Genomic DNA, 20,670 nt, shown 5'->3' on the forward strand with positions numbered 1-20,670 from the left:
GCAAGGCCGGTGGTACGGCGAGCGAAGCAGCAATGCAGCAAGGACCGGGCGGCGGACATTCCGCGTGCGACAGGATGGACCCGTGCGAGGGGACGACATTCAGCCGGACGACCGTCGGCTGACGGTGGCCGTGCAGGCGGCACAGGGCGGTGACGAGGCGGCGTTCCGTACCGTCTACCGCGCCGTACATCCTCGGTTGTTGGGATATGTACGGACCTTGGTGAGCGAACCGGACGTGGAGGACGTCACGTCCGAGGCCTGGCTCCAGATCACCCGTGACCTCTCCCGCTTCAGCGGCGACGCCGACCGGTTCCGCGGCTGGGCCGCCCGTATCGCCCGCAACCGCGCCCTCGACCACATCAGGATGCGCGGCCGGCGCCCGGCGATCGGCGGCGACGAGAGTGAGCTGGCGGACACCCCCGGGGCGTCCGACACCGAGGGCGAGGCGTTCGAAGCCCTGGGCACCGGCCGCGCCATGCGGCTGATAGCCGGGCTGCCGCAGGACCAGGCCGAGGCGGTGGTGCTCCGGGTGGTGGTCGGGCTCGATGCCAAGAACGCCGCGCAGGTGCTCGGCAAACGGCCCGGAGCAGTGCGCACCGCCGCACACCGCGGACTGCGGCGGCTCGCCGAGCTGATCGGCGACGAGCCGGACCGGAGCCGGGACGGACGTCAGGACGGACGCCGGGACGGCCCTCGGGACGGACGCCAGGGCAGTGGCCGCGGTGGTGGGGAAGACGGCGCCGACCAGGGGGAAGGAGCCCCCTCGCGGCCACCCGCACCGGGCCCGCCCGGAGGTGGCGGGACAATGAACGGAGTGCCCGTACAGGGCAGAAGACGCCGCGACGGCGTGGCGGAATCGTACGTACCGGGTGTGACGGAAACGGCCGCACGAACGCAGAAGGACATGTGATGGCCGACGACCGGTACAACTGGCTCGACAAGGACACCGCGGAGCAGTTGCTGCGCGGTGAACCGGTCAGTGCCCGGCACGGCGACGGTGCACGTGAACTCGAACAGTTCCTGGAGGCCGCCGCCGCGGTCGCCGCCAGGGCACCCGAAACCGCACAGCTGCCCGGTGAGGACGCGGCCGTCGAGGCATTCCGCCAGGCCGCCCGCCGCGGTTCCGGCGCCCGCCACCGCACCGCCGCCGACCCCTTCCCGGACGGCGTGCGCACCGCCCACACCGCAGACGTCACCGAACGCACCCGGCTCGGCCGCCCCTTCCGGCGCGGCTTCGCCGTCGCCCTCGCGGCCTGCGCCATCGGCGGCGTCGCCGTCGCGGCCGGTACCGGCGTCCTGCCCAGCCCCTTCCGGGGCGGCGACCCGGCACCCGCCTCCAGCGTCTCCGCCGCCGAAACCCCCCGGCCGTTCCGCACCGGCGAACCCGGCGCCCAGACCGACGGCACCACGGCGCAGACCCCCGACGCCACTCCCGGCCGGCCGGACACCCGGCCCTCCGGAACCCCCACGCCCGGGGCCAGCCCCGGCGCCGGCACAAGACCCGGCGGCACCCCGAGCGGCGGCACGGGACGCGACCACGGCAAGCCCGGTGGCAAAGCGACCGATCCCGGCCGCGGGAGCACGAAGAACCTCCTGCTCGCCCTCTGCAAGAACTACGAGTCCGGCAAGCGCGGCACCATGGACCGCGACACGCTGCGGCGCCTCGAAAGCAAGGCCGGCGGACCGGACAAGGTGCACGCCTTCTGCCGCGCCTACCTGGCGCGGTACCAGACCGGCGGCGGCTCGGGCGGTGACGACGGGCTCGTCGGCGGCATCGGCGGCGACACCGGCGGATCCGACGGATCCGGCCAGAGCAGCGGCGGGAAGGGCGGCGACGAGGACGACGAAGGCCACCCGGCCCGGCCCTCCGCCGGCACGTCCAGCCCGGCCCCCGGCCCCTCGGCAACCGACCCGGACCCCACAGATGCCACGCCCGGCGGAACCGCGGACGACCCGGTGTGACGTTTTTTGAACCCGTGACGCAGTAATGAGTGAGCCGACTGGTCATCGGCTGCGCGAAGAGCCGGGGTTCCCCCCGTACCTACGGCTCAGCGCATCTGGCGCGGGCGGGGCACGTTCCCCCGGCCCTGCCCGCGCCCCCTTCTTTGCGACCCTCTTTGCGCCTAAGCCGGCGCCGCTCTCGCGGAGGTGGCCGAGCCGGGTGGGGGTTGCTCAATTTTCGCGTCCGTCAAAGACGTGGGTGGGGCCGTGGCGTGTGTGCGGCTAGTGGAAGACCACCACCTTGGTGCCCTTCTTCGCTGTGTGGAAGAGGGCGGCGATCTTGGTCCTGTCGCGGACGTTGACGCAGCCGTGTGAGGCGCCGCGGTAGCCGCGGGCGGCGAAGTCCGCGGAGTAGTGGACGGCCTGGCCGCCGCTGAAGAACATCGCGTACGGCATGGCCGTGTGGAAGAGCGTCGAGACGTGATGGCGGCTCTTGAAGGTGAGCGCGAAGACGCCCTCGCGGGTGGGGGTGTACTGCGAGCCGAAGCGGACATCCATCGCCGAGACGACCCGGCCGTCGACCATCCAGGTGAGCGTGTTGCTCCGCTTGCTGATGCAGATCACCCGGCCCGTCATACAGCGCGGGTCGGGGGTGCCGACCGGCCTGGTGGTGGGTGGGTAGAGCTCGGTGTGCGACGGCGTGCGGGTGTGGGACCGCAGCGCCCTCCAGGCCGTGGGCTGCACGCTGCCCGTACGGGGCAGGCCCTGCCGCCGCTGGAAGGCGCGGACCGAGGTCGCGGTCACCACGGCGTAGTAGCCCGTCGGGGAGTGGTCGAAGAGCCCCAGCTGGGCCAGCCGCGCCTGGAGTTCGCGGACCTGCGCGCCGCGCGAGCCGGTTGCCATGAGCGGCCGGCCGGCCGGTGTCGCGTGGTGGACGGTGCGGTGGGGGCGCGGCGGGGTGGTGCGCCGGTCCGGCGCGGGAGGTGCGTGATGGCCGAGCGGCGGGGGAGCGGGGGAGGTGGGGGCGTAGCGAGCGCCCGCGCTTCGGGGCGCACCGGCCCCGGTGACCGTCACCGGGCGGCAGCCCATCGCCAGCGCCGCCACCACCAGCACCGCGGCCACCGCAGGCGCCGTACGTCTTCCACTGCTCCGCTGCATACGCAACCCCCGGATCTCGGCGGCCCGACCGGCCCTCGGTGACTCTTCCCAGCGCTGCGGGACGGCGAACCTGCGGGCATGCTGTGAGCACGGCGTATCCCCGATGCCGGTCACCCAGCGGGAGGCGTACACCCATGGCGCACGAGTCGGGCAGTGAGCGGTACAACGAGAGCGGCCTGCCGATCGAGCCGGTGTACGGGCCCGGGGCGCTGGACGGCTGGGACCCGGAGCGCAGCCTCGGCGCGCCCGGCAGCTACCCCTTCACCCGCGGGGTGTATCCGTCGATGTACACCGGACGGCCCTGGACGATGCGGCAGTACGCCGGCTTCGGCACCGCGCGTGAGTCCAACGCCCGCTACCGGCAGCTGATCGCGCACGGCACCACGGGCCTGTCGGTCGCCTTCGACCTGCCGACGCAGATGGGCCACGACTCCGACACCCCGATCGCCTCGGGCGAGGTGGGCAAGGTCGGGGTGGCCATCGACTCCGTCGAGGACATGCGGGTGCTGTTCGGCGGCATCCCGCTGGACAAGGTGTCGACGTCGATGACGATCAACGCGCCCGCCGCCCTGCTGCTGCTCCTGTACCAACTGGTGGCGGAGGAGGAAGGGGTGACGGCGGACCGGCTGAACGGGACCGTGCAGAACGATGTCCTCAAGGAGTACATCGCCCGGGGGACCTATATCTTCCCGCCGCAGCCGTCGCTGCGGCTGACCGCGGACATCTTCCAGTACTGCCGGGCCGAGATCCCCCGGTGGAACTCCATCTCCATCTCCGGCTACCACATGGCCGAGGCGGGTGCCTCGCCCGCGCAGGAGATCGCCTTCACCCTCGCCAACGGCATCGCCTATGTGCGGACCGCCGTGGCCGCCGGGATGGACGTCGACGACTTCGCGCCGCGGCTCTCCTTCTTCTTCGTCGCCCGTACGACGCTGCTGGAGGAGGTCGCCAAGTTCCGGGCCGCGCGCAGGATCTGGGCCCGGGTGATGCGGGAGGAGTTCGGCGCGAAGAACCCCAGGTCGCTGATGCTGCGGTTCCACACCCAGACGGCGGGGGTTCAGCTCACCGCCCAGCAGCCGGAGGTGAACCTCGCACGGGTCACCCTCCAGGGACTCGCCGCCGTGCTCGGCGGCACCCAGTCGCTGCACACCAATTCCTTCGACGAGGCCATCGCCCTGCCCACCGACAAGTCCGCCCGCCTCGCGCTGCGCACCCAGCAGGTGCTCGCCTACGAGACCGATGTGACCGCCACCGTCGACCCGTTCGCCGGTTCCTACGCGGTCGAGTCGATGACGGACGACGTCGAGGAAGCGGCCGTGGCCCTGATGCAGCGGGTCGAGGACATGGGCGGTGCGGTGGCCGCCATCGAGCGGGGCTTCCAGAAGGAGGAGATCGAGCGCAACGCCTACCGCCTGGCGCAGGAGACGGACGCCGGCGAGCGGGTCGTGGTCGGCGTCAACCGTTTCCAGCTGGACGAGGAGGAACCGTACGAGCCGCTGCGCGTCGACCCGGCGATCGAGGCCCGGCAGGTCGAACGGCTGGCCCTGCTCCGCGATCGCCGCAGCGCCCGCGCCGTGACCGCGGCCCTCGACGACCTCCGAAAGGCCGCCGAGGGCACGGACAACGTCCTCCCTCCGATGCGCGAGGCCCTGCGGGCGAGAACGACGCTGGGCGAGGTGTGCGAGGCGCTGCGAGAGGTGTGGGGGACTTATGTGCCGACGGATGCGTTCTGAGGGGCAATTGAGAAGCAGTTGAGGGGGGAGACGGGTGAGCGTGGGTACGGGCTATGGCTTCTGTGTCGTCGGGGAACTGAATCCGGGGGCGCTGACCGCGGCGCTCGCCGGGTGCCTGGGGGTACAGGCGGCGGACGTCGAGGTGGCGGGCGAGGAGTACGACCCGAGGACCCGGCACTGGGACGCGGCGGTCAGCTGCGGCTGTGCCGCGGCCGCCGGCGATGTGTCCTGGGTGCTGGATGTCTACGCGACGGAGCGGGTCGTGGCACCGCCCGGCAGCCGGGACCTCGCACGGGGACTGGCGGCGGCGCTGGGCCGGGTGGTGGTGTACGAGGCGCAGCCGTACCAGTCCGGTGCCTGCTGGGTTGCGGTACCGGACGGGCGGACCGTGCGCGGGCGGTTGTACGACCCGGGGGATGTGGCGGGCCGCGAAGGCTTCGTGATGGATGCGGTCGAGTCGCCACTGCCCGCCTTCCCCGGCGCCCGCACCGATTTCGTCTACGAGGCGCTGTCCTTCGGGCAGGGCCGGGACTTCGGCCAGGCGCTGCGCGCCATCGCGTCCGCGCTGCGGTCGAGGTGTCCCGAGGGGCGGCTCGAACTCCGCGGTTCGCTGGCCGGTGACGCGTATGACCGGTACAGCGATATCGACCTCTTGTGGACCGTTCCCGGTGAGCGGTTCGCGGCGGCCGTGGCGGGGGCCGGGGAGGCGCTGGCGGGGGCGCTCCCGCTGCTCACGGCACGCAGCGACCCCGAGTTCCATGACGCTGCGGACCGGCGACTGTTGACGTACTTCTTCCGCGATCTTCCCCTCTTCCGGAGGCTGGATCTGGACGTACGGGCCGCGACACCGGCGGTGGGACCGGTCCCGACGGGCGGCGGGTGGCCGTTGGCGGTCAGTGCGCTGGCCAATGCGGTGGGGGCCGTGAAGGCGGTGCGCCGGGGGCGGGATGCGGAGACGGTCCGGGGGCTGGTGGAGCGCGGAGGTGCGCGGGTCGGGGTGACGGAGCGGGCCTCGGGGAGGTGGGCGGACGACATCGCCCGGCTGGTGGACGCGGCCGAGCGGGCGGACCCGGGGGCGGGGGAGCTGGCCGGGCGGGTGCGGGAGCTTGTGACCGGCCAGCTGGGGTGAGTCACACTGTGGGCATGTCGTCACCCCGCCGCGCGTGCCCCGTCTGCACCCGAGAGATCGCCGTTGTCGGCGGGCGCTTCGCCCGCCATGACCCGCCCGGGCGGCGGACGGTGCTGGAGCTGATTTCCTGCCCGGGGTCGCGCCGGATCGCGCCGATGATGGCGCCCGCGGAGAAGCTGTTCGATCCGGAAGAGCCGCCGATTCCCGGGCAGCAGCCGCTGTTCTGACCGGTGAGCCGGCCGCTCGGGGTCAACTAAGGGGCCAGTACGTCCAGTTCGGCCATCGCGCCCGTGGTGATCTCACGGGTCAGGGCCTCCGCCCGTGCCGCGTCGCCGGTGCGTACCGCCTCGGCGACCTGGACATGGAGGGTGACCGCGGCCGGGTCGGGGTCGGTGAACATCACATGGTGCTGGGTGCGGCCGGTCAGGACGGCGGCGACCACATCGCCGAGCCGGGCGAACATCTCGTTGCCGGAGGCGGTCAGGACGACCCGGTGGAAGGCCGTGTCGTGGACGAGGTAGGCGTCGAGCTGCTGGCCGCGTGAGGTGGCGACCATGCCCATGGCCTGTTCGGTGAGTTCGGCACACTGCGCGGGGGTGGCGTGCCGGGCGGCGAGGCCCGCCGCGACCGGCTCGATCGCCGAGCGCAGCACGGTCAGCGAGCGCAACTGCCGGGGGCGGTCGCGGCCGGCCAGCCGCCAGCCGATCACCCGCGGGTCGTAGACGTTCCACTCCTCGGTGGGCCGGACGGTCACCCCCACCCGGCGCCGGGAGGCGACCAGCTGCATGGATTCCAGTACCCGGATCGCCTCACGGATGACCGTGCGGGAGACGTCGAAGCGCTGCTCCAGCTCGTCCGTGCGCAGGACCGTGCCGGGAGGGTAGTCGCCCGCGGTGATCGCGGGCCCCAGGGACTCCAGTACACGGGCGTGCAGTCCCTTCCCCTCGTTTTCCATGGGGCAAGCCTACGTTCCCGCACTCCGGCCAATTAAGTATGACGTTTGCGTCACAGGCTCTTGAATACGTCGTACCTAATGGGGTTCAGTGGGCGCCGCACGAGGTCGATGAAGACAGCGAGGTACCACGGGATGAGCACCCCCGACGTGATCGTCGTGATGGGCGTGGCCGGCACCGGCAAGACCACCATCGGCCCGCTGGTGGCCGCCCGACTGGGCGTCCCGTATGCCGAGGGTGACGACTTCCATCCGCCGGCCAACATCGCCAAGATGTCGGCCGGCATCCCGCTGGACGACGCCGACCGCGGCCCGTGGCTGGACGCCATCGGCGCCTGGGCCCATGAGCGGGCCGGGCACGGCGGCGTGGTCAGCAGCTCCGCGCTCAAGCGCGCCTACCGCGACCGGCTGCGTGCCGCCGCCCCCGGGATCGTTTTTCTGCACCTCACCGGGGACCGCGCGCTGATCGAGGAGCGGATGGCCGGGCGCCAGGGCCACTTCATGCCGGCCGCGCTGCTGGACTCCCAGTTCGCCACGCTCGAACCCCTCGGGCGCGACGAGACCGGCGTCGCCGTGGACGTGTCCGGCAGTCCGGAGCAGATCGCCGGACGGGCGGTGGCCGCACTGCGTGCGATGACCGCGCCGGCCGGATAGGTCCGACGGCCTTACGGCCCCACCGTCCTCGCAGCTTCACCGGCCGCCCAGCCCCACCGGCCGGAGACCCGCGCCGGGCCGACAGCCCCCGCACCCCCCGCACCCCCAACGCCCCCGCACCCCGCCCTCCCCACAACACCCGTACCGCAGCACCCCCTTCCCCTCCGTCCAACCAAGGGAATCGCCGTGACACATCTCAGCGTCGAGATGCTCGCAGCGGATGCGGCCGAGCCGATCACCTCGGCCGGTCACGCACAGCTGGGCATCGCCGTCCTGGCCGGCATAGCCGTCATCGTCCTGCTCATCACCAAGTTCAAGCTGCACGCCTTTCTGTCGCTGATCATCGGTTCGCTGGTGCTCGGCGCGGTGGCCGGTGCGCCCCTCGACAAGGCGATCACCAGCTTCTCGACGGGGCTGGGCACGACGGTCGCGGGCACGGGAGTGCTGATCGCGCTCGGTGCCGTCCTCGGGCGGTTGCTCGCCGATTCGGGCGGCGCGGACCAGATCGTCGACACGATCCTGGCGAAATCCGGAGGGGGCAGGGCCGCAGGCCCTTCCGGCGAAGGGCGGTGGCGGGCGACGGGCCGGCGGGCGATGCCCTGGGCGATGGTGCTGATCGCCGGGATCGTGGGGCTGCCGATCTTCTTCGAGGTCGGCATCGTGCTGCTGATCCCGGTGGTGCTGCTGGTCGCCAAGCGCGGCAACTTCTCGCTGATGCGGATCGGCATCCCCGCGCTGGCCGGACTGTCCGTCATGCACGGGCTGATACCGCCGCACCCCGGCCCGCTCGCCGCGATCGACGCCGTCAAGGCGAACCTCGGGGTCACCCTCGCGCTCGGTGTGGTCGTCGCGATCCCGACCGCGATCATCGCCGGTCCGGTCTTCTCCCGTTACGCGGCCCGCTGGGTGGACGTCCGCCCGCCGGAGAAGATGGTGCCCGAGCGCGCCTCCGACGACCTGCAAAAGCGGCCCGGGTTCGGGATCACCGTGGCCACCGTGCTGCTGCCGGTGGTGATGATGCTGACCAAGGCGCTGGTGGACATCGTCGTCGATGATCCGGAGCACACCGTCCAGAGGGTCTTCGACGTCGTCGGATCCCCGCTGATCGCGCTGCTCACCGCCGTCCTCGTGGCGATGTTCACGCTGGGCCGGGCGGCCGGGTTCACCCGCGGCCGGATCGCCACCACCGTCGAGAAGTCGCTCGGCCCGATCGCCGGGGTGGTGCTGATCGTGGGCGCGGGCGGCGGCTTCAAGCAGACGCTGGTGGACGCCGGCGTCGGCCAGATGATCCTGGACGTCTCCCAGGGCTGGAACATCTCCGCGCTGCTGCTGGCCTGGCTGGTCGCGGTCGCCATCCGGCTGGCGACCGGCTCCGCGACGGTGGCCACGATCTCCGCCGCCGGGCTGGTCGGTCCGCTCGCCGCGGACATGAGCACCACCCATGCCGCGCTGCTGGTGCTGGCCATCGGGTGCGGGTCGCTGTTCTTCAGCCACGTCAACGACGCCGGATTCTGGCTGGTCAAGGAGTACTTCGGGATGAGCGTCGGCCAGACGCTGAAGACCTGGTCGGTGATGGAGACGCTGATCTCGGTCGTGGGGATCGGGTGCGTCCTGCTGCTCTCCCTGGTCCTCTAGCCGCTCCGGTACGTCGGACCACTGTCCCCTGTTTCCTTCCGGACGGATCACCGTCCCGGGCGCCCCACCCCCCTCAGGCGCCCGTCCCCGGCACGAGGCCGTACGAGCGGATCACCGCTGGTACGGCCTCGTGCGCGTGCGGGCGGATTCCCGGCGGGGCCCGTGGCCGGGCGCCCCGCGCCGCGGCGCACGAGGACGACCGCCGCGAGGCCGACCGCCAGTCCGGCGGCGGTCCGCGGGCCGAACGGTTCGCCGAACATGGCCGCTCCCCACAGTGCCGTGACCGGCGCCATCAGGAACATCAGGGTGTTCACCTCGGTGACGCCCCGGCGCCGGAGGATCAGCCAGTACAGCCCGTACCCGCCGAAGGTGGACAGCGCCACCAGCCAGCAGACCGCGGCCCAGAACGAGAGCGACGCGGGCGGCCGCAGGGACCCGGTGCCGGCGGCGAGGGCGGTGAAGAGGACGGCGCTGGTGGCGCAGTGCACCGTCATCGACACCGACGGTGCGACCCGGGTACCCGGGCGGCCTTCCAGGAAGGTGGCCGCCACCAGCGAGGACATCCCGAGGAACGGGACGAGGTAGGCCCACCGGGGCACGTCCGCGCCGGCCGACGCGTCGGCGGTGGTGACCAGGACGACGCCGGCCAGGCCCAGGCACAGCCCGAGCCACTGCCGGCGGGAGACGTGTTGGCGCAGCAACGGCCCCGCGAGCGCCCCGGCAACCAGGGGCTGGGTGCCGTCGACCAGGGCCGTGGTGCCGCTGGAGACCCCGAGCTGGATCGCGTAATAGACGGTGAGGAGATAGCCGCTCTGCGAGAGTGCGCCGACGGCGGTCTGCCGGGCCAGGTCCCGTGCCGTCAGGCCCCGCCACGAGGCGCGGGCGGCGGTGGCGGCCACGAGGAGGAGGACGGCGGCGAGCGGCAGGAACCGCCACATCAGGAGCGTGGCCGCGGGCGCGCTGCCGGCGCCGAGCTTGGCCCCGATGAAGCCGGAGCTCCAGCAGAGGACGAAGGCGGCCGAGAGCAGGAAGTGCATGCCGTGACCCTTCAGTAGACCGATCTGTATACCTCTCTCCTTTCACTATACAGATCGGTATACTTTTGCCATGGGTACTTCGCAGCCACCACGACGGATCACCATGACGCCTGCCGCGCGTCGCGCCCTGACGGCCGCCGAGCGGCTGTTCTACGAGCGCGGCATCCATGCCGTCGGGGTGGATCTGATCGCGGCCGAGGCCGGGGTGACGAAGAAGACCCTCTACGACCGGTTCGGCTCCAAGGAGCAGATCGTCGTGGAGTACCTGGCGGACCGTGACGAGCGCTGGCGGGTCTTTCTGGCGCCCTATCTCGATGCCGCGGGACCGTCGCCCGCGGCGGGGGTGCTGGCCGTCTTCGACGCCTCGCGGGACTGGTCGGCCGAGCGCGGTGCCAAGGGGTGCAGCATGGTCAACGCCCATGCCGAGATCAGCGATCCGTCCCACCCCGCGTACACGATCATCACCGCACAGAAGCAGTGGATGCTCGCGCTGTTCACCGAGCTGGCCGGGGGCGCGGCGCCCGGCCGGGCGGAGCGGCTGGGCCGGGCGCTGATGCTCCTGCACGAAGGGGCCCTGGTCGTCCACGGCCTGGACGTCTTCCCGGACGCGATCGGCCGGGCCCGCGACGAGGCGGAGGCGCTGCTCGCCGCTGCGGGGGCGGGGTCGTGACCCGCCGGCCGGCCCCCGCACCGGCCGGTGGCGATCAGCGGGCCGCCGACACCGTGCCCGCGCCGAGGTGGGTCACCAGGGCCTCGGTCACCCGCGCCGTCGCGTCCTGGGGCGGGGCGGCGAGGGCGAGGTAGCCGTCGGGGCGGATGAGGAGGACGGCGGGGTCCGGGCCGTAGGCGTCGCGGATGTGGCCGTCGGTGTCGGTCAGGTCGGGGGCCGGGCCGCCGACGCGGACGAGGCGCAGCAGGGCCGGATCGGCGGGCAGCGCACCCTCGTCGACGCCGGTGCCGCCCAGGTCGAGCAGGGTGAAGTGCGGGCCGCGGAAGGCGTCGAAGAGCCGGGTGGGCGTGCCGTCGGCCGTGGTGCACGGGGCGTCGGGGGCTCGGTCGCCCGCGGCGGGGGTGCCCTCGGCGAGGTCCGTGCGCAGCTCCCGCGTGAGCGGGCTGCCGGGGTAGCCGATGCCGAGCTGGTGGAGGTCCCGGCCGCGCCGCAGCGTACCGGAACGGTGCAGCCGGGTGCTGGTGTCGAGGATGCTCTCGGCGATCGGGCGGCGCTCGGTCTCGTAGGTGTCGAGGAGGCTGTCATGGGCGCCGTGCCTCAGCACCTGGCCGAGCTTCCAGCCGAGGTTGTAGGCGTCCTGGACGCTGGTGTTCAGGCCCTGGCCGCCGGCCGGGGAGTGGATGTGCGCGGCATCGCCGGCCAGGAAGACCCGGCCGGTGCGGTAGCGCTCGACCAGGCCCGCCCGGGGGCGGAAGAGGGAGGACCACAGGACCTCGCCGATCTGCGAGGCGTCGAGGTGGGTGCGCGCCGCGAGCCCGGCACGGATCGTCTCGGGTGAGGGGTCCGGTGTGCCGTCGAAGGCCCCCGCGATCATGGTCTGGAAGTAGTCGGTGCCGGCCAGCGGGAGAAGGCCCGCGAACCCGCCGGCCGGCGACTCCCAGCGGTGCCAGTGGTCGCGGTCCAGGCCGTCCACCCGGACGTCCGCGAGCAGCACGGCCACCGGTTCCAGCTCCGGACCGCTCATCTTGAGGCCCAGCGCCCGGCGTACGGTGCTGCGCCCGCCGTCGGTGGCGACCAGATAGGCCCCGTGCACGGTGCGCTCCGCCCCGCCGGCGTGCCGCAGACGGGCCGTCACACCGGCGGAGTCCTGGTCGAATGCGGTGAGTTCGGTGCGGAAGAGCACCGCACCGCCGAGCTCTTGCAGCCGCTCGTACAGGAGCTCCAGGTTGCGGAACTGCGGCAGCATCAGGCCGTTGGAGTACGGCACGGCGGGTGTCGGGTCGACCCGCTCGATCATCTGGGTGGTGTCGACGATCGCGCCGTTCTCCCAGCGGGCGGTCTTCGGGTAGAGGCCGCCGGCCGCGAAGGCCGCGTCCAGCACCCCGAGGTCGTCGTAGACCTCCTGGGTGCGCGGCTGCACGCCGGTGCCGCGGGCGCCGGGCGAGAGGCGGTCCTGCCGCTCGACGAGCAGGGTGCGCACGCCGCGGCGGGTGAGGTCGATGGCCAGGGCGAGGCCGGTCGGGCCCGCGCCGGCGATCAGTACGTCGACCGTCGTGCCGTCGTGGGGCAGGGCGGCGCCAAAGGTTTCCTTAACGTTGTTAAGTGCCATGTTCCGAGGATGGATTTAACGGTGTTAAGTTGTCAACATGGTTTCGCGCATCGACCGGAAACGGGTCGTGGACACCGCACTGCGGCTGCTGAACGAGGTCGGCCTCGACGGGCTCACCCTGCGGGGCATCGCCAAGGAGCTGAACGTCCAGGCTCCCGCGCTGTACTGGCACTTCAAGAACAAGCAGGAACTGCTGGACGAGATGGCCACCGAGATGTTCCGGCGGATGTTCGGGAGCGTGGAGGGCGGCGGGTCCGGCGGGTCCGGCGGATCCGGCGCGGGCCCGCAGGGCGGCACCTGGCAGGAAATGCTTCTCGACGGCTGCCGGACGACGCGCCACGCACTGCTCGGCTACCGCGACGGCGGCAAGGTCTTCAGCGGTACGCGGATGACCGACGACAGCGCCGCCGGGCCGCTCAACTCCTTGATGTCCTGCTTCACGGAGGCGGGCTTCACCCTGAAAGAGGCGGCGCGGGCCTGGTGGACCGCCTACAACTACACCGTGGGCCAGGTGATCGAGGAGCAGTCGGTCCATCCGGTGCCCGGCCGGCGGGAAGCCCGTGACCCGGTCTACGACCAGGGTGACCGCGAGCGGCGGCTCGGACCGGACTATCCGCTCGCGGCGCTGGCCGGCGAGGAGATGTTCGGCGATCTGGAGCAGGGCTTCGAGGACGGGCTGCGGATCATCGTCGCGGGCGTCGAGGCCACTCTGGGGCCGGACGCGGCGGGCTGATCCCGCCGCGCGACGGTCGCCCGCGGTGCCGCGGAGGCCGGCCGCCCGGACTCAGCGCCGCGGGGCGATCGACCGCTTCAGAACAGGCGTCAGCGGACGCTCGACGAAGCGGTGCAGCACCCACGCGAGCAGCAGCATCAGCGCGACGGTCAGCGGCAGCGTCGCGTACGAGGGCAGCCCGATGCCGTGGTGCAGCGCCCGCACCACGACCCAGCCCAGATGCTCGTGCACGAGATAGAACGGGTAGGTCAGCGCGCCGGCCACGGTCAGCCAGCGCCAGTTCGCCCACCGCAGCTTGCCCAGCGCGACCGCCGCGACCAGGGCGAACCCGAGGGTGACCACGGCGATGACGGCCGCCGTCGAACGGTAGGAGAACGCGGTGGCCGACGGCGCGTGCCACAGCCCGGCGACCGCGTAATGCTGGCCGATCAGCCAGCTGACCAGCACGATCGCCCAGGCGATCGGATCGCGCGCGCCATAGCGGTGCAGCAGGTACAGGCCCATCCCGCCGATGAAGAACGGGGCGTACTCGGGCATGAGGACGGTGTCGAGGAAGGGCTCGTGCGCGGCCTGGGCGAGCGCGGCCGCCAGGGTCCAGCCCGCGCAGAAGAGCACCACCCGGCCGCGGGTGGCACCGGGCAGCACGACGCACAGCGCGAAGAGGGCGTAGAAGCGCATCTCCGCCCAGAGGGTCCAGCACACCCCGAGCACCCGGTCCACGCCCAACGGCTGCTGCAGCATGGTCAGATTGGTCAGCACCTCGCTGGGCGGCAGTGCCTTGTAGGCGACCCAGGGGAGCGCGAAGACCGCGGTGACCAGCAAGATCGCGGCCCAGTACGCCGGATAGAGGCGGGAGACGCGGGAGGCGATGAACGCGCGCAGCGTCCGGCCCCAGCCGCTGAGGCAGATGACGAAGCCGCTGATCACGAAGAAGATCTGGACGCCCAGACAGCCGTAGGCGAACAGGGGGGCCAGGGTGGGGAACTGATGGGCGGGCGAACCGCCCCAGGCCTGCGCTATCTCGCCGTTGCGGCCCCCGAAGTGGTACGCGGCGACCATCAGCGCGGCGAGCAGCCGCAGCCCGTCCAGGGCGCGCAGCCGCGACGGTCCTTTCCCGGCCGCACGGGCCGGGGGAACCTCCGCGCTGCGCCCCCGTATGGGGGCCTGCGGGGCGGTGGTGACGAGATCCGGCGCGCCCGACGGCGCGCCGGTCGTCAGCTGGGGGGCGCTCATCCGAACGCGGCCCGCTTCTTCAGCCGCCGCTGCACCGCACGCGCCCGGCGCGCGACCTTGCGGACGGTGGCGTTGCGCGGCAGGAACGACAGCTGGGAGGGGATCGCGCCGGGCAGCGCCAGCGCGGTCAGCCGGCGGCGCTTGAAGTAGCGCCAGGTGAGCGGGTCGAGGTGCGCGGCGAGGTAGCGCTCGGCGGCCGGCCGCAGCTGCGGATAGATCTGGTGCTGCATCGCATAGCCGACCGCGGTGACCAGGCCCTCGATGCTCTCGGCGGTGGCGAAGGCGCGCGGGCGCTCGCTGCGGTCGCCCAGGTCGGGCACCAGCGCGTCCACGATCGTGACCGGGACACGGTTGCTGTTCTGGTACGGGGTGAGCCGTTCCAGCAGCAGGCCGGTGCCGGTGCGCGCGGTCGGCAGGCCGAAGAACGCGGAGGCCGTCAGCAGCGCGGTGGAGAAGCAGCCGACGACCAGCGCGGGCCGCATCCGCTGGTAGAGCACTTCGGCCAGCACCGGGGTGTCCAGCACGGTCAGCGCGATGTCCAGTTTCTCGGCCTCCCGCTCCAGCAGTCGCGACCAGCGGGCCGGCGCGGACGGGTGCGGCTTGAAGACGATCTCGCGGTGGCCGCGCTCGGCGGCGCCGCGCACCATCCGCACATGCAGCTCCTCTTCCTCCTCGGGAGTGAGGATGCCCAGCGCGGAGAGGTACTGGCCGAGCAGCAGCGCGGCACCCTCCGGGGCCGCCACCTCGCCACTGGCGTCACAGAGTTCGGCCAGCACCTTGGTGAAGGCGTCGGCCGGCACGGTCTGCGCCGTGACGTCGAACTCGGTGAGCAGCAGCGGTGTCAGGCCCGGCACCAGGTCCAGGTGCAGCAGCCGGTTGATCCGGGTGCCGATCAGCGGGTCGAGCTTGTTGCGGGTGGGCCCGTAGCTCATCAGGCCGTCGGCGTAGACATCGATCGGCGCGTCCGGGAACAGCTGGGCGATCGCCTGTGCCGGGTTGACCTGGATGGACTCCACGATCAGCTCGATGTGGTCGTCGCCCAGGCCCCACAGCAGCCGCAGATGCCGCTCCCACAGCGGGACGTCGTCCGCGCGCGGCGACCAGCCGCCGGGGTGGAACGGGCTGATCGTCTCGTTCCACGACAGCACCCGGCCGAAGCGGCCGCGCAGCCGCTCGAAACCGGGCATGGTGTCCAGCGACGCGCTGGTCTCCGGGGTCGTGGCGTTGTTGCAGAGCAACAGCAGACGGCGGTCGGCCGGGGCGAAGCAGTCGGCGTCCAGCGCGGCGGCGAGCGTCGCCGCACCGTAGAGCGTGGAGGCCAGGAAGATCTGGGTACGCGGTCGGGTGGACATCAGGCGGCGACCTCCGCCGGGACAGGGCGACGGCGCAGTCGCCGCAGCCGGGACGCGCGCTGCACATCCATCGAATCCAGTGCTTCCTTCAATACGTCCTGCGGCATGCGTTTCATGGCCGCGGCGCTCATGGCGCGCAATTTACGGGCGACCTGCGGTTCGAAACGTTCGATCGAACCGAGATGGTGGGAAATGATCGCGCAATAGGTGCGCACCGCCTTCGGCAGCAGAAGATCCGCATCGTGGTCCTGCGCCGTTTCCTCGATCACCTGATCGAAGGCGCGAATGAAGTCCAATTGCCGCACATCCCCGATCTGGGTGAGTGAGGACGCCACTCCGCGCCGGTAGAAAACGCCGAGCAGCCCGACCACCGCCATGGACTTCGCCTCGCGGTGCAGCCGCCAGATCCACGGGCGGTCCTCCGCGGTGCGCAGCCCGTCCCGGAAATGCAGTACCCCCTCGTCCAGCAGCCGGCGGTGGTACATCCCGGCCCAGGCGAAGGCGTAGTCGACGGAGGTGGAGCGGTCGGCGGGCAGGATCACCTCGCGCGGGTCCATCACCACCCCGCGCCGGCCGTGCGGGACACGGTGGACGCTGCGGGCGCGGGCGGTGCACTGGACGTGGTCGGTACGGACGAAGTCACATCCCAACTCCTCCATGGTGGCGAGGAGGCGAGGGTAGTAGCCGGGCGCGAGCCAGTCGTCACCGTCCAGGAAGGTGACGTACTCGCCGCGGGCCTCGTCCAGGCCGGTGTTCCGGGCGGTGGCCAGGCCGCCGTTCTGTGCGTGCCGCAGCACTCTGGCGCCCGGCAGCTCGCGCTCGGCGCGCGCAAGAATCTCCGGGGTCTCGTCGCGGGAACAGTCGTCGACGAGCAGGAATTCAAAATCTTCGCGGGCGTTGGCCGCCAGGCTTTTCAGGGTGTCGGGCGCGTATGTCTGCACGTTGTAGAACGGCACGATGACGGAGAGCTTAACCACCCGGGTGACGTTAGGTGCGCGGGCGGCATTCGTCTTTACCGGGTGCGGGCCTCAAGGTGAACGAAGAATGGCGGGATGGTTAACCAGGTCGGCAATCGGGCTGGTTAGCCATTCGTCGACCCGCTGTTAACCCTTTGTTGCGACCCAGTTGGCCCGCCAAACGGAATGGCTTCCTAGCGTCTTCGACGTGCCATCACGTACCCACTCTTCGCCGCGGGTCGCCGTACTCGCCGACTCGGATACCCGATGGAAATGGGGCGCTTTGACAGCGTACCGAATCCAATCGGACATCCGGCTCGACGGCTACCTTCTCCGCGGCCGCGCCACTCCCACGGTCCGACAGCTCGACGAGGTCGGTGCCCGTGCGGACGCGCTGCGCGAAATCAGGGGCGTCGACTTCGTCCGGTCCGTCGACCGTACGCGCTACGACGTCGTCGTGCTGGCCTGTGTCGGCGGTGCGGTGCAGGCGATGCTGCACGGCCTCGCCCGCGCCTGGCGAGGAGCGCAGACCCGCCCCGTCGTCGTCACCGGCTATGTCGGTGTGGTCTACGAGAAGCTTGCCGACGGGCTGCTGCTGCGGCACGGCGCGGATGTCGTCCTCGCCAACTCCCGGCACGACGCGGACCGGTTCCGCGAGGTCTACCGCGGTGTCGGCGCGGACGACGGCGGCGTCGTCGAATGCGCCCTGCCGTTCCTCGGCGGCGACCGCTACCGCCGCGACGGCGACACCGGCGGGCAGCACCCCTATACCGTCGTGTTCGCCGCCCAGCCCTCCGTCCCGGAGAGCCGCGCGGACCGGACCTACCTGCTGCGCCGGGCCGCGGAGCACGCCCGCAAGCACCCGGACCGCGAGGTGCTGATCAAGCTCCGCAGCAAGCCCGGCGAGCACACCACCCACATCGAGGAACTGCCCTACCAGAAGCTCGCCGCCAAGGCGCCCGGCAAACTGCCCGCCAACTGCCGCCTGGTGTACGGCAACATGGGCGAGGTCCTGGACCGCACCGACCTGATGGTGACGGTCAGCTCGACCGCCGCCCTGGAGTCGCTGCACCGCGGGATCCCCACCGCCGTCCTCACCGACCTCGGCATCCGCGAGGTCCTGGGCAACCACCACTTCCTCGGCTCCGGCTGCCTCGCCTCCTGGGACGAGCTGGACGCCGGGCACCGCCCGGAGCCCGACGCGGACTGGCTCGCCCGGCAGGGCGTCGCCGCCGACGGGGACTACGAGCAGGCCTTCGACGCCGCCCGCGCCCGGGTCACCGCGCTGCGCACCGCCGACCGGCTGCCGCCGATCGCCCCGTACTACACACCGCGCACCGCCCCCGGCTACCTCCCCGGCATCCTCGCCCGGCACGGCCTGGACGCGCACGGCGAGCCGGTCGCCGGCTACACGGACGCCCCCGAGGAGGCCGGCGGACTGCGCCGGGTCGCCCGCGAGACGGTCCGCGAGGCCGCCCGCGGCGCCTACCGCCACGGCGTCCAGCGCGTCGCCCCCGCCATCCGCCGCTGGGGGCAGTTGTGACGCTCCCGCCGCCCGCCCGCCCCCGGAGCCCGCACGGCCCCCGGAAGGAGCCCGAAATGCCGCCGAACCCGCCAAGCAGCCCGCCGAACGTGGTGGCCGTCATCCCCGCCCGCGGCGGTTCCAAGGGCGTGCCCGCCAAGAACCTCGCCGCCGTCGGGGGAGTGCCCCTGGTCGCCCGCGCGGTCCGCGAGTGCCGCGCCGCCCGCCTGGTCACCGATGTCGTGGTCTCCACCGACGACGCCGGGATAGCGGCCGCGGCCCGCGGCGCCGGAGCGGTCGTCGTGCAGCGCCCCGGCGACATCGCGGGCGACACCGCCACCAGCGAGGCCGCCGTGCTGCACGCCATGGACGCCTACGAGGCCGAGCACGGCGCCCGGGTCGACACGGTGCTGCTGGTCCAGTGCACCAGCCCCTTCATCGTCCGCGAGGACATCGACTCGGTGGCCGCCGCGGTCGTCGAGGGCGGCGCCGACAGCGCGCTGACCGTGGCACCGTTCCACGGCTTCGTCTGGCGCGACGCCGAACCCGCGGTGGGCGGCGCGACGGCCACCGACGGCGGCCACGGCGTCAACCACGACAAGTCCTTCCGGCCGCGCCGCCAGGACCGCCCCCAGGACCTGCTGGAGACCGGCGCCGCCTACGCCATGGAAGCGGCCGGCTTCCGCGCCGGCGGCCACCGCTTCTTCGGCCGCACCGAGCTCGTGCGCACCGACCCCGCCCGGGTACTGGAGATCGACGACCCGCACGACCTGGCCCGCGCCCGCGCCCTCGCCCCGCTGCTGGACGCCCCCCGTCCCGGGTCCCTGCCGACCCGCGACGACATCGACGCCGTCGTCCTCGACTTCGACGGCACCCAGACCGACGACCGGGTGCTGATCGACGCCGACGGACGGGAGATCGTCGCGGTGCACCGCGGCGACGGCCTCGGCATCGCCGCCCTGCGCAAGGCCGAGCTGAAGCTGCTGATCCTGTCCACGGAGACCAACCCGGTCGTCGCCGCACGGGCCCGCAAGCTGCAGGTGCCCGTCCTGCACGGCATCGACCGCAAGGACCTCGCCCTCAAGCAGTGGTGCGAGGAAGCGGGCATCGCGCCCGAGCGCGTGCTCTACGTCGGCAACGACGTCAACGACCTGCCGTGCTTCGACCTCGTCGGCTGGCCCGTGGCGGTCGCCGGGGCGCACGACGTGGTGCGCGGCGCGGCCCGCGCGGTCACCGCGACGCCCGGAGGCAGCGGCGCGATCCGCGAGATCGCCGCCTGGCTGCTGGGCCCGTCCCTGTAACCCACCAAGACCCCCTGACACCCCCTGCACACACCCCCCGATCAACCCGCTCACCCCTGTTCGACCCGCACACCCCCTGATCAACACGAAGGAATCCTCCCCATGAGCAGCAACTCCCGCCTCCGCACCCTCGGCTCCCGCGAGGCCGGCCCCGGCCGCCCCGTCTACGTCACCGGCGAGATCGGCATCAACCACAACGGCGACCTGGAGAACGCCTTCGCGCTGATCGACGCCGCCGCCGACGCCGGCTGCGACGCCGTCAAGTTCCAGAAGCGGACCCCGGAGATCTGCACCCCGCGCGACCAGTGGGACATCGAGCGCGACACCCCCTGGGGCCGGATGACCTACATCGACTACCGCCACCGCGTGGAGTTCGACGAGGACGGCTACCGCGCCATCGACGAGTACTGCAAGAAGCGCGGCATCGCCTGGTTCGCCTCCCCGTGGGACGTCGAGTCCGTCGCCTTCCTGGAGAAGTTCGACGTGCCCTGCTACAAGGTCGCCTCCGCCTCGCTCACCGACGACGACCTGCTGCGCGCCATGCGCGCCACCGGCCGCACCGTCATCCTCTCGACGGGCATGTCCACCCCCAAGCAGATCCGGCACGCCGTCGAGGTCCTGGGCAGCGAGAACATCCTGCTCTGCCACGCCACCAGCACCTACCCGGCCAAGGCCGAGGAGCTGAACCTGCGCATGATCAACACTCTGCAGGACGAGTACCCCAACGTCCCGATCGGCTACAGCGGCCACGAGACCGGTCTGCAGACCACCCTCGCCGCGGTCGCCCTCGGCGCCACCTTCGTCGAGCGCCACATCACCCTCGACCGCGCGATGTGGGGCTCCGACCAGGCCGCCTCCGTCGAGCCCGGCGGCCTGTCCCGCCTGGTCCGTGACATCCGCACCATCGAGGAGTCCCTGGGCGACGGCGTCAAGAAGGTCTACGAGAGCGAGCTCGGCCCGATGAAGAAGCTGCGCCGCGTCCCCGGCGTGGTGGCCGAGGCCGAGGCCGGCGCCGAGCCGGCGGCGGTCTGACGGCCACCGGGCGAACCGACGGG

Annotated in this window: 19 protein-coding genes; 12 read left to right on the top strand and 7 right to left on the bottom strand. The window is 72.3% G+C overall.

The window, feature by feature from the left end:
* Positions 1-82: 82 nt before the first annotated feature.
* Both ACGFR7_RS04670 and ACGFR7_RS04675 read left to right on the top strand, forming a co-directional pair.
* Positions 83-910: an RNA polymerase sigma factor gene (locus ACGFR7_RS04670; RefSeq protein WP_359010017.1), complete on the top strand. Its 828-nt coding sequence runs from the start codon at positions 83-85 to the stop codon at positions 908-910.
* Complete coding sequence (locus ACGFR7_RS04675; protein ID WP_393312915.1) at positions 910-1,962, top strand: hypothetical protein; 1,053 nt, start codon at positions 910-912, stop codon at positions 1,960-1,962. Before ACGFR7_RS04670 ends, ACGFR7_RS04675 begins: the two co-directional genes overlap by 1 nt.
* A gap of 261 nt (positions 1,963-2,223) precedes the next feature.
* Here the strand turns inward: ACGFR7_RS04675 and ACGFR7_RS04680 are convergent, their stop codons facing one another.
* Positions 2,224-3,099 carry a L,D-transpeptidase family protein gene (locus tag ACGFR7_RS04680; protein WP_359010013.1) on the bottom strand — a complete coding sequence of 292 codons (876 nt, stop codon included), beginning with the start codon at positions 3,097-3,099 and terminating at the stop codon, positions 2,224-2,226.
* A 134-nt stretch (positions 3,100-3,233) separates the two neighbouring features.
* On the opposite strand from ACGFR7_RS04680, the gene ACGFR7_RS04685 reads away from it, so the two are divergent.
* Genes ACGFR7_RS04685 through ACGFR7_RS04695 form a run of 3 tightly spaced genes read left to right on the top strand, consistent with a single transcriptional unit; the run spans position 3,234 to position 6,188 of the window.
* Complete coding sequence (locus ACGFR7_RS04685) at positions 3,234-4,832, top strand: methylmalonyl-CoA mutase (protein WP_393312917.1); 1,599 nt, start codon at positions 3,234-3,236, stop codon at positions 4,830-4,832.
* 34 nt (positions 4,833-4,866) lie between these two features.
* A complete protein-coding gene (locus ACGFR7_RS04690; protein ID WP_393312919.1) occupies positions 4,867-5,961 on the top strand; it encodes a hypothetical protein in 1,095 nt (364 codons plus the stop codon).
* Between the two features lie 14 nt (positions 5,962-5,975).
* Positions 5,976-6,188 (top strand): hypothetical protein, encoded by a 213-nt coding sequence (locus ACGFR7_RS04695; RefSeq protein ID WP_030981280.1) that lies wholly within the window; start codon positions 5,976-5,978, stop codon positions 6,186-6,188.
* Between the two features lie 26 nt (positions 6,189-6,214).
* Here the strand turns inward: ACGFR7_RS04695 and ACGFR7_RS04700 are convergent, their stop codons facing one another.
* Positions 6,215-6,916, bottom strand: a complete 702-nt coding sequence (locus ACGFR7_RS04700) for a FadR/GntR family transcriptional regulator (protein ID WP_393312921.1) — start codon at positions 6,914-6,916, stop codon at positions 6,215-6,217.
* A gap of 132 nt (positions 6,917-7,048) precedes the next feature.
* On the opposite strand from ACGFR7_RS04700, the gene ACGFR7_RS04705 reads away from it, so the two are divergent.
* Positions 7,049-7,567 (top strand): gluconokinase, encoded by a 519-nt coding sequence (locus tag ACGFR7_RS04705; protein WP_393312923.1) that lies wholly within the window; start codon positions 7,049-7,051, stop codon positions 7,565-7,567.
* A gap of 186 nt (positions 7,568-7,753) precedes the next feature.
* Positions 7,754-9,202, top strand: coding sequence for a gluconate:H+ symporter (locus tag ACGFR7_RS04710; RefSeq protein ID WP_393312926.1), 1,449 nt, complete (start codon positions 7,754-7,756; stop codon positions 9,200-9,202).
* 47 nt (positions 9,203-9,249) lie between these two features.
* Here ACGFR7_RS04710 and ACGFR7_RS04715 read toward each other — a convergent pair whose 3' ends face one another.
* The gene (locus ACGFR7_RS04715; protein WP_393312929.1) at positions 9,250-10,239 is read right to left on the bottom strand and encodes a DMT family transporter; all 990 of its coding nucleotides are present in this window, start codon (positions 10,237-10,239) and stop codon (positions 9,250-9,252) included.
* Positions 10,240-10,309: 70 nt separating this feature from the next.
* Here ACGFR7_RS04715 and ACGFR7_RS04720 point away from each other — a divergent pair, with 70 nt between their 5' ends.
* On the top strand, positions 10,310-10,909 hold the full coding sequence (locus ACGFR7_RS04720; protein WP_393312932.1) for a TetR/AcrR family transcriptional regulator: 600 nt from the start codon (positions 10,310-10,312) through the stop codon (positions 10,907-10,909).
* Positions 10,910-10,943: 34 nt separating this feature from the next.
* On the opposite strand, the gene ACGFR7_RS04725 is transcribed toward ACGFR7_RS04720, so the two are convergent.
* The gene (locus ACGFR7_RS04725; RefSeq protein WP_393312935.1) at positions 10,944-12,518 is read right to left on the bottom strand and encodes an FAD-dependent monooxygenase; all 1,575 of its coding nucleotides are present in this window, start codon (positions 12,516-12,518) and stop codon (positions 10,944-10,946) included.
* A gap of 37 nt (positions 12,519-12,555) precedes the next feature.
* Here ACGFR7_RS04725 and ACGFR7_RS04730 point away from each other — a divergent pair, with 37 nt between their 5' ends.
* Positions 12,556-13,251, top strand: coding sequence for a TetR/AcrR family transcriptional regulator C-terminal domain-containing protein (locus tag ACGFR7_RS04730; protein ID WP_393312938.1), 696 nt, complete (start codon positions 12,556-12,558; stop codon positions 13,249-13,251).
* A 51-nt stretch (positions 13,252-13,302) separates the two neighbouring features.
* On the opposite strand, the gene ACGFR7_RS04735 is transcribed toward ACGFR7_RS04730, so the two are convergent.
* Genes ACGFR7_RS04735 through ACGFR7_RS04745 form a run of 3 tightly spaced genes read right to left on the bottom strand, consistent with a single transcriptional unit; the run spans position 13,303 to position 16,813 of the window.
* The gene (locus tag ACGFR7_RS04735) at positions 13,303-14,484 is read right to left on the bottom strand and encodes an acyltransferase family protein (protein ID WP_393312941.1); all 1,182 of its coding nucleotides are present in this window, start codon (positions 14,482-14,484) and stop codon (positions 13,303-13,305) included.
* A complete protein-coding gene (locus tag ACGFR7_RS04740) occupies positions 14,481-15,836 on the bottom strand; it encodes a polysialyltransferase family glycosyltransferase (protein ID WP_393312944.1) in 1,356 nt (451 codons plus the stop codon). The genes ACGFR7_RS04735 and ACGFR7_RS04740 overlap by 4 nt, the downstream gene beginning before the upstream one ends.
* A complete protein-coding gene (locus ACGFR7_RS04745) occupies positions 15,836-16,813 on the bottom strand; it encodes a glycosyltransferase family 2 protein (RefSeq protein WP_393312947.1) in 978 nt (325 codons plus the stop codon). The genes ACGFR7_RS04740 and ACGFR7_RS04745 overlap by 1 nt, the downstream gene beginning before the upstream one ends.
* A gap of 187 nt (positions 16,814-17,000) precedes the next feature.
* Here ACGFR7_RS04745 and ACGFR7_RS04750 point away from each other — a divergent pair, with 187 nt between their 5' ends.
* From ACGFR7_RS04750 to ACGFR7_RS04760, 3 genes are all read left to right on the top strand, one after another.
* Positions 17,001-18,335 carry a DUF6716 putative glycosyltransferase gene (locus ACGFR7_RS04750; RefSeq protein ID WP_393312949.1) on the top strand — a complete coding sequence of 445 codons (1,335 nt, stop codon included), beginning with the start codon at positions 17,001-17,003 and terminating at the stop codon, positions 18,333-18,335.
* 56 nt (positions 18,336-18,391) lie between these two features.
* Positions 18,392-19,615: a cytidylyltransferase domain-containing protein gene (locus ACGFR7_RS04755; protein ID WP_393312952.1), complete on the top strand. Its 1,224-nt coding sequence runs from the start codon at positions 18,392-18,394 to the stop codon at positions 19,613-19,615.
* Between the two features lie 102 nt (positions 19,616-19,717).
* Positions 19,718-20,647 (top strand): N-acetylneuraminate synthase family protein, encoded by a 930-nt coding sequence (locus ACGFR7_RS04760; RefSeq protein WP_393312955.1) that lies wholly within the window; start codon positions 19,718-19,720, stop codon positions 20,645-20,647.
* Positions 20,648-20,670 lie beyond the last annotated feature (23 nt).

The organism is Streptomyces sp. NPDC048516 (assembly GCF_043199875.1).
GTDB lineage: Bacteria > Actinomycetota > Actinomycetes > Streptomycetales > Streptomycetaceae > Streptomyces.

What these genes read in the sequence shown, in the direction of transcription:
- ACGFR7_RS04675 (WP_393312915.1), top strand. Translation starts at nt 910, where the DNA reads ATGGCCGACGACCGGTACAACTGGCTCGACAAGGACACCGCGGAGCAG.
- ACGFR7_RS04680 (WP_359010013.1), bottom strand. Translation starts at nt 3,099, where the DNA reads ATGCAGCGGAGCAGTGGAAGACGTACGGCGCCTGCGGTGGCCGCGGTG.
- ACGFR7_RS04685 (WP_393312917.1), top strand. Translation starts at nt 3,234, where the DNA reads ATGGCGCACGAGTCGGGCAGTGAGCGGTACAACGAGAGCGGCCTGCCG.
- ACGFR7_RS04695 (WP_030981280.1), top strand. Translation starts at nt 5,976, where the DNA reads ATGTCGTCACCCCGCCGCGCGTGCCCCGTCTGCACCCGAGAGATCGCC.
- ACGFR7_RS04700 (WP_393312921.1), bottom strand. Translation starts at nt 6,916, where the DNA reads ATGGAAAACGAGGGGAAGGGACTGCACGCCCGTGTACTGGAGTCCCTG.
- ACGFR7_RS04705 (WP_393312923.1), top strand. Translation starts at nt 7,049, where the DNA reads ATGAGCACCCCCGACGTGATCGTCGTGATGGGCGTGGCCGGCACCGGC.
- ACGFR7_RS04715 (WP_393312929.1), bottom strand. Translation starts at nt 10,239, where the DNA reads ATGCACTTCCTGCTCTCGGCCGCCTTCGTCCTCTGCTGGAGCTCCGGC.
- ACGFR7_RS04720 (WP_393312932.1), top strand. Translation starts at nt 10,310, where the DNA reads ATGGGTACTTCGCAGCCACCACGACGGATCACCATGACGCCTGCCGCG.
- ACGFR7_RS04725 (WP_393312935.1), bottom strand. Translation starts at nt 12,518, where the DNA reads ATGGCACTTAACAACGTTAAGGAAACCTTTGGCGCCGCCCTGCCCCAC.
- ACGFR7_RS04730 (WP_393312938.1), top strand. Translation starts at nt 12,556, where the DNA reads ATGGTTTCGCGCATCGACCGGAAACGGGTCGTGGACACCGCACTGCGG.
- ACGFR7_RS04735 (WP_393312941.1), bottom strand. Translation starts at nt 14,484, where the DNA reads ATGAGCGCCCCCCAGCTGACGACCGGCGCGCCGTCGGGCGCGCCGGAT.
- ACGFR7_RS04740 (WP_393312944.1), bottom strand. Translation starts at nt 15,836, where the DNA reads ATGTCCACCCGACCGCGTACCCAGATCTTCCTGGCCTCCACGCTCTAC.
- ACGFR7_RS04755 (WP_393312952.1), top strand. Translation starts at nt 18,392, where the DNA reads ATGCCGCCGAACCCGCCAAGCAGCCCGCCGAACGTGGTGGCCGTCATC.
- ACGFR7_RS04760 (WP_393312955.1), top strand. Translation starts at nt 19,718, where the DNA reads ATGAGCAGCAACTCCCGCCTCCGCACCCTCGGCTCCCGCGAGGCCGGC.